Here is a 6,140-nt window from a genome sequence, read left to right on the forward strand (position 1 = left end):
GCTGGTCGCGGTGACCGTCCCGGCGGTGCTGGTCGCCGGGCTCGTGTGGCTGGTCGGGGACCGGCGCGCGGGCGGACGGCACGCGCGGCGGCTCGCCGGGGTCGCGTACGGGATCGGGGCGGGCGCGTGCGCGGGGCTGGCGGAGGCGGGCGTCCGGGGTATGGCGCTGGCGTTCGAGGACTCGGGCCGCGATCTCCCGGCCGTCCTGGACACGCCGTACCCGTACCTGACGCTCGGGCTCGCGGCGCTGGCGCTCGGGCAGTTGCAGGTGGCGCTGCAGCGGTGCCGCCTGGTGATCATCGCGACCGTGCTGACCGCCATCGGCCGCGGCTACCTGGTGCTCGCGGGCACGGTGCTGTTCCACGAGGGCTGGCCGACCGATCCGGTGCCGTTCGCCCTGCGCACGGGCGGGTTCGCGCTCGCGCTGGCGGCGCTGGTGTCCTTCCCGCGGTACGAGCGGCGGGACGCGGCGGACCGGCGAAACGGACGGAAGGGGCGGAATGCCGTGCGGTCGGTCCGGTGATTACCTACATTCGCTGCATGGCACTTCCCTCCCCCCTGCGCCGTGCCGCCCTCACCGCCGCCGCCGCGTCCGTCGCCGCCGCCCTGCTCCCCGCCGCGTCCGCCTCGGCGGTCGTGCACGGACGGGAGGTGTCCGCCGCGCGCTACCCGTGGCTGGGGTCCGTCGGCTCGCCGTTCTTCTTCGTGCGTCCCGCCGGGCAGTTCTGCGGTGGCGCGCTCACCGCGCCCGACAAGGTGCTGACCGCCGCGCACTGCGTCGCGTCCGTCCGGAGCCTGCCGGCCGTCCTGCGGGTCACGTTCGGGCGGAGCGACCTGCGCGGCAAGGACGGGGAGACCGTGGGCGTGAAGAGCGTCTGGGTCGATCCGCGCTACCACGAGAGCAGGTTCAGGACCGAGGCCGTGCAGCACCACGACGTCGCCGTGCTGACGTTGAAGCGGCGGGTGGACCGGCCGACCGTCGCGACGGGGCGTCCGGGTGACGCGGCGACGGGCGAGGTCGTCGGCTGGGGCACGACGTCGGAGTCGGACCTGTTCAACACGCGCTTGCGTGCGGCTTCGGTTCCGCTGCGCGGGGACGCGGCCTGCGTGGCGGCCTACGGGTCGTCCTACGACGCGTCCGACATGCTGTGCGCGGGGTCGCCGGACGGGGACACGTGCCAGTTCGACAGCGGTGGGCCGCTGCTGGTGAACGGCCGCATCGTCGCGCTGACCTCGTGGGCGTACGGGTGTGCGCGGCGCGGGTATCCCGGGGTGTACGCGCGCGTCTGACGCGTTCGCCGCCTTGCCTGGTTGACCGCCTCGGTGCCGGGTGCGTCCGTCCTTGGCTTGTGGGGGCGGGACACGCCTCGGGTCGTTGCCCGCATCGGTGTCGCTGGTCATGCTGGGCGTATGCGGGTGTTGGTGACGGGCGCGGCGGGTTACGTCGGGTATGCGGTCGGACGTCGGCTGGTGGCGGCCGGGCATGAGGTGGACGGGCTCGTGCGCGCGCCCGACCGGACGCTGCCGGACGGGGTGCGTCCGGTCGTCGCGGATCTGCTCGGCCCGTTCGCCCTGGACGGGACGTACGACGCGGTGTGCCATCTGGCCGCGCTCACGCGGGTGCGCGAGTCGTTCACCGAGCCGCTGCGGTTCTACACGGCGAACGTCCAGGGCACGGTGCATCTTCTGGACGCGCTCCGGGGCGAGCCCACCGTCGTGTACGGCTCGACCGGCGCGGTGTACGGGGCTCCGGAGAACCAGCCCATCGGTGAGACGGAGCCGACCCTGCCGTCGAACCCGTACGGGGCGTCCAAGCTGGCAGCCGAGGACGTCGTCCGGTACCACGCGGCCACCGGGCGCATCGGCGCGGTGGTGCTTCGCACGTTCAACGTGGCCGGTTCGGTGGACGGACGCGGCGACCCCGACCCGACGCGGCTGATCCCGCGCGCGCTCGCCGTCGCCGCCGGGGCGGCCCCGCACCTGGAGGTGAACGGCGACGGCGCCGCCGTCCGGGAGTACCTGCACGTGGACGACCTGGCGCGGGCGTACGAACTCGCGCTGACCGCCGGGAGGCCCGGCGCCCACCGCACCTACAACGTCGGCTCCGGGGTGGGCGCGTCCGTCGCCGAGGTGGTCGGGACGGTGGAGACCGTGACCGGGCGGGACGTCCCGGTGGTCCACCGGCCGCCGGCACCGGAGCCGCCGGTGCTGCTGTGCGACACGACGGCGATCCGCCGCGATCTCGGCTGGGCGCCGGAGCGGTCCGGTCTGGCGGAGGTCATCGGGAGTGCGTGGGAGGCGCTGAACGCGCGGTGACCTGGGAATATTCGGCCTCTCGTTTTGGTTAGACCAACTAAAGAGAGAGCGTCGGAGGAGCCGTCCCGTGACCGTTCAGCCCATGTCCGCCCCGATCGTCCCCGCCACCCCTTCCTCCCCGGTCCCCGATCCCACCGCCACCTCCGCTCCGGCGCCTGTGACGCCGCTCACTCCGGCGGCGTCCGACCGGCAGGACGGCCCCGCGCCGGTGCTGGCGCTGAGCCCGGGCGAGGAGATCACCACCGATCTGCACCTGGACGCGCTGGCTCCCGGCGAGCACCACCGCGACACCCTCGTCGTCCGGTACCGGGCCGAGGAGGACGCCGTCGTCGCCCTGCGCGTCGAGTGCGCCGACCCGGCCGCCGCGTCCCGGGACGTGCGCGTCGGGGTCTTCGAGCACGCGGGCGAGCTGATGCCCTTCCCGGTCTTCAGCGGCACCCTGCTCGACCTCGCCCGCCGGGACCGGGCGTTCGGCCGCTGGACCGGCCGCGGCGACGGCGACGACCACGAGGTGGTCTACGAGATCTCCACGTCGGTGGCCCGGGACGCGGCGTTCCCGAGCGCGCCCGCCGACGTCACCCTCCACTTCACCGCCACCCGCGACTGAACGCGGAGGCCGGTTCCGCTTCACCGTCGCCCCCGGCTTCAGCGTCCGGCTGCGGCTTCAGTGTCCGGCTGCGGCTTCAGTGTTCGCCTGTGACTGGGCGCGGAGTTCCTTCACATGCCCGCCGGTGCGTCGCCCGGCGGGCTTTTCGTCGCGGGCGGGTTCTTCCAGGGGCCATCGGGTGATCGCGGACGGTTCGCGCGGGCGTAACCGGCGGGGACGACGCTGTCCGGCGGTTCCCGATCCGGTTGGAGGCCCGCATGCGGCGGCGCGACGTTCTCAGGCTCTCGGTGATCGCGGGCGCGGGTGTCCTCACCCTCGACCCGGTCACGTTCACGCGCGCGGACGCGCGGGGCGCGGCGCCCGGCGGAGCGCCGGGGTCCGGGGAGGTGGCGCGGACGGTGACCGGGCACCTGCCGACCGGCGCGGCCGACTACGTGTACCTGCCGGTGGAGGTGCCGCACGGCGTCCGGGAGATCGCGGTCTCCTACTCCTACGACCGGCCGTCCGTGCCGGCTGGGACGCAGGGGAACGCCTGCGACATCGGCATCTTCGACGAGCGCGGGACCGAACTCGGCGGGCTCGGGTTCCGCGGCTGGTCGGGCGGGGCGCGCACCGAGTTCGCGATCAGCGCCGAGCAGGCGACGCCGGGGTACCTCGCGGGTCCCGTCAACGCGGGGACCTGGCACGTCGTCCTCGGGCCGTACACGGTCGCGCCGCAGGGAGTGAACTACAGCGTGACGGTCACCCTGCGGTACGGGACGCCGGGGACGGCGCCGCGTCCGGTGTACCCGCCCGCGCGGGCGAAGGGGCGGGGCCGCGCCTGGTACCGGGGCGACTGCCACCTGCACACCGTCCACTCGGACGGGAAGCGGACGCCCGCCGAGGTCGCCGCCGCCGCGCGGGCCGCCGGGCTCGACTTCATCACCACGACCGACCACAACACCACGTCGGCGCACGGCGCGTGGGGCGGGCTGTGGGGCGACGACCTGCTGATCCTGCCGGGCGAGGAGGTCACGACGCGCAACGGTCACGTCCTGGCGATCGGCGTCGATCCGGGCACGTTCGTGGACTGGCGCTACCGCGCGCGGGACGGCGAGTGGGAGAAGTACGCGCGGCGGATCAGGCAGGCGGGCGGGATCGTCGTGCCCGCGCACCCGCACGGGACGTCGATCGGGTCGTTCTGGAAGTACGGCTACGAGCAGGCGGACGCGATGGAGGTGTGGAACTCCACCTACTCCCCCGACGACGAGATGTCGGTCGGCGACTGGGACAACCGGCTGGTGGCGGCGGCGCGCGGGCACGGCCGGTGGCTGCCCGCGATGGGCAACAGCGACGCGCACCGCGAGCCGCAGGTCGTGGGGCTGCCGCAGACGGTGGTCCTGGCGGACGAGCTGAGCCGGCCCGCGATCCTGGCCGGGCTCCGCGCGGGACGCAGCTGGATCGCCGAATCGTCCCAGGTCGAGCTGGACTTCGCGGTCTCGGCCGGGAGCCGGCGGGCGGGCATCGGGGAACGGCTCACGGCGCGCGCCGACCGGCCGGTGACCGTCCGGCTGGAGGTGTCGGGGGTCGGGAAGGGCTGCGCGGTGCGGTTCGTCACCGACCAGGGGCCGCTGTTCTGGGCCGCGGTGCCCGACTCCGGGACGGGCGCGTTCGAGTGGCAGACCACGCCGTCCTACGCGGCGTACGTGCGGGCCGAGGTCCGGCACGCGGCGGGGGCGGACGGCGCGCCCGGTCCCATGGCGGCGCTGACGAACCCGATCTGGCTGGACGTGCGCTAGAGAGCGTCCACCCTGGTCAGAGCCTTTTCTCCAGGTCGGCCAGGCGGCGGCGCAGGTGGGCGCGCTCGGGTTCGGTCCCGGCCAGTTCCAGGGCGGCGCGGTAGGCGGACGCGGCCTCGGGCAGGCGGCCGAGGCGGTCCAGGAGGTCGGCGCGGACGGCCTGGTACGGATGGTGCCCGCGCAGCCGGGGCTCGTCGCGCAGGTCGTCCAGCAGCGCGAGCCCGGCCTCCGGGCCGTCCCGCATCGCGACCGCGACGGCCCGGTTCAGCGCCACGACCGGGGACGGCGCGAGGGCGAGCAGGACGTCGTACAGCGCGACGATCTGCGGCCAGTCGGTGGACGCGACGCCGTCCGCCTCGGCGTGCAGCGCGGCGATGGCCGCCTGCACGCCGTAGGGGCCGGGCGGGCCGCCGGTGAGCGCGGCGACCGTGAGGGCGCGGCCCTCCTCGATCATGCCGCGGTCCCAGGCGGTGCGGTCCTGGTCGTCCAGCAGGGCGAGGGTGCCGTCCGGGCCGACGCGGGTCGCGCGGCGCGCGTGGACGAGCAGCATCAGCGCCAGCAGCCCGGCGGTCTCCCTGCGGCCGGCGAGCAGGCGGTGCAGGATCCGGGCGAGGCGGATCGCCTCCTCGGCCAGGTCCACGCGCTGCAGGCCCGGTCCCGAGCTGGCCGCGTAGCCCTCGGTGAAGATCGAGTAGAGGGCCTGCAGGACGGCGGGGAGGCGGTCCGGCAGCTCGTCCGGGCCGGGGACGCGGAACGGGATCCGCGCCTCGGCGATCTTCCGCTTCGCGCGGGTGAGCCGTTTGGTCATCGTCTCGGGCGGCACCAGGAACGCGCGCGCCACCTCGGCCGTGCCGAGCCCGCCGAGGAAGCGCAGGGTGAGGGCCACGCGGTCGTCGGCGGACAGCGCCGGATGGGCGCAGGTGAAGAACAGCCGCAGGCGCTCGTCGGGGAAGTCGGCCCCGCCGCCGGAGGCGTCCCCGGCGGCCGGGTCGGGCACGGGCTCGGCGCGTTCGGCCTCCACCCGCAGGACGGCCAGCCGGACGGCGAGCGCCCGGTCCCGCCGAAGCCGGTCCACCGCCCGCCGCCGCGCCGTCGTCATCAGCCACCCGCCGGGGTTGGGCGGGACGCCGTCCACCGGCCAGCGGGCGACCGCCGCCTCCAGGGCGTCGGCGGCGGCCTCCTCGGCCAGGTCCAGGTCGCCGAACCGGCGGGCGAGCGCGGCGAGCAGACGCCCGTGCTCCTCGCGGAACACGTCCTCCACGCGCGGCCCCGTCCCGGACGTCCCGGTGCCGTTCACCGGGACGCCGTTCGCCGGGTCGCCGGACGCCGGGACGCCGGTCGTCCGGTCGTCGGCCGCGCGCCCGTCGGGCGCCCGCTCGCCGGTCACGGGGTCAGACCCCGAAGTCCGCGACCGGACGCACCACGACCGCGCCCGCGCC

5 protein-coding genes and 1 pseudogene are annotated in these 6,140 nt (G+C 75.6%); 5 read left to right on the forward strand and 1 reads right to left on the reverse strand.

Features of this window, described 5'->3' with window-relative positions:
* The 5 genes and pseudogenes from DZF91_RS40580 to DZF91_RS29775 form a co-directional block, all read left to right on the forward strand.
* Positions 1–523: pseudogene (locus tag DZF91_RS40580) on the forward strand (hypothetical protein); the annotation flags it as partial.
* Positions 524–540: 17 nt separating this feature from the next.
* Positions 541–1,290, forward strand: coding sequence for a serine protease (locus tag DZF91_RS29760; RefSeq protein ID WP_117360421.1), 750 nt, complete (start codon positions 541–543; stop codon positions 1,288–1,290).
* 120 nt (positions 1,291–1,410) lie between these two features.
* Positions 1,411–2,316: an NAD-dependent epimerase/dehydratase family protein gene (locus DZF91_RS29765; protein WP_117360422.1), complete on the forward strand. Its 906-nt coding sequence runs from the start codon at positions 1,411–1,413 to the stop codon at positions 2,314–2,316.
* A 67-nt stretch (positions 2,317–2,383) separates the two neighbouring features.
* Positions 2,384–2,923, forward strand: coding sequence for a hypothetical protein (locus DZF91_RS29770; protein WP_147341446.1), 540 nt, complete (start codon positions 2,384–2,386; stop codon positions 2,921–2,923).
* Positions 2,924–3,180: 257 nt separating this feature from the next.
* Positions 3,181–4,701, forward strand: coding sequence for a CehA/McbA family metallohydrolase (locus DZF91_RS29775; protein WP_117360424.1), 1,521 nt, complete (start codon positions 3,181–3,183; stop codon positions 4,699–4,701).
* A 16-nt stretch (positions 4,702–4,717) separates the two neighbouring features.
* Here DZF91_RS29775 and DZF91_RS29780 read toward each other — a convergent pair whose 3' ends face one another.
* Complete coding sequence (locus DZF91_RS29780) at positions 4,718–6,088, reverse strand: RNA polymerase sigma factor (protein ID WP_328589234.1); 1,371 nt, start codon at positions 6,086–6,088, stop codon at positions 4,718–4,720.
* Between the last annotated feature and the right edge of the window lie 52 nt (positions 6,089–6,140).

Origin of the sequence: Actinomadura logoneensis, from assembly GCF_003428695.1 — a bacterium.
Lineage (GTDB): Bacteria > Actinomycetota > Actinomycetes > Streptosporangiales > Streptosporangiaceae > Spirillospora > Spirillospora logoneensis.

Coding starts and splice junctions, on each gene's coding strand:
- DZF91_RS29775 (WP_117360424.1), top strand. CDS start 3,181: ATGCGGCGGCGCGACGTTCTCAGGCTCTCGGTGATCGCGGGCGCGGGT.
- DZF91_RS29760 (WP_117360421.1), top strand. CDS start 541: ATGGCACTTCCCTCCCCCCTGCGCCGTGCCGCCCTCACCGCCGCCGCC.
- DZF91_RS29765 (WP_117360422.1), top strand. CDS start 1,411: ATGCGGGTGTTGGTGACGGGCGCGGCGGGTTACGTCGGGTATGCGGTC.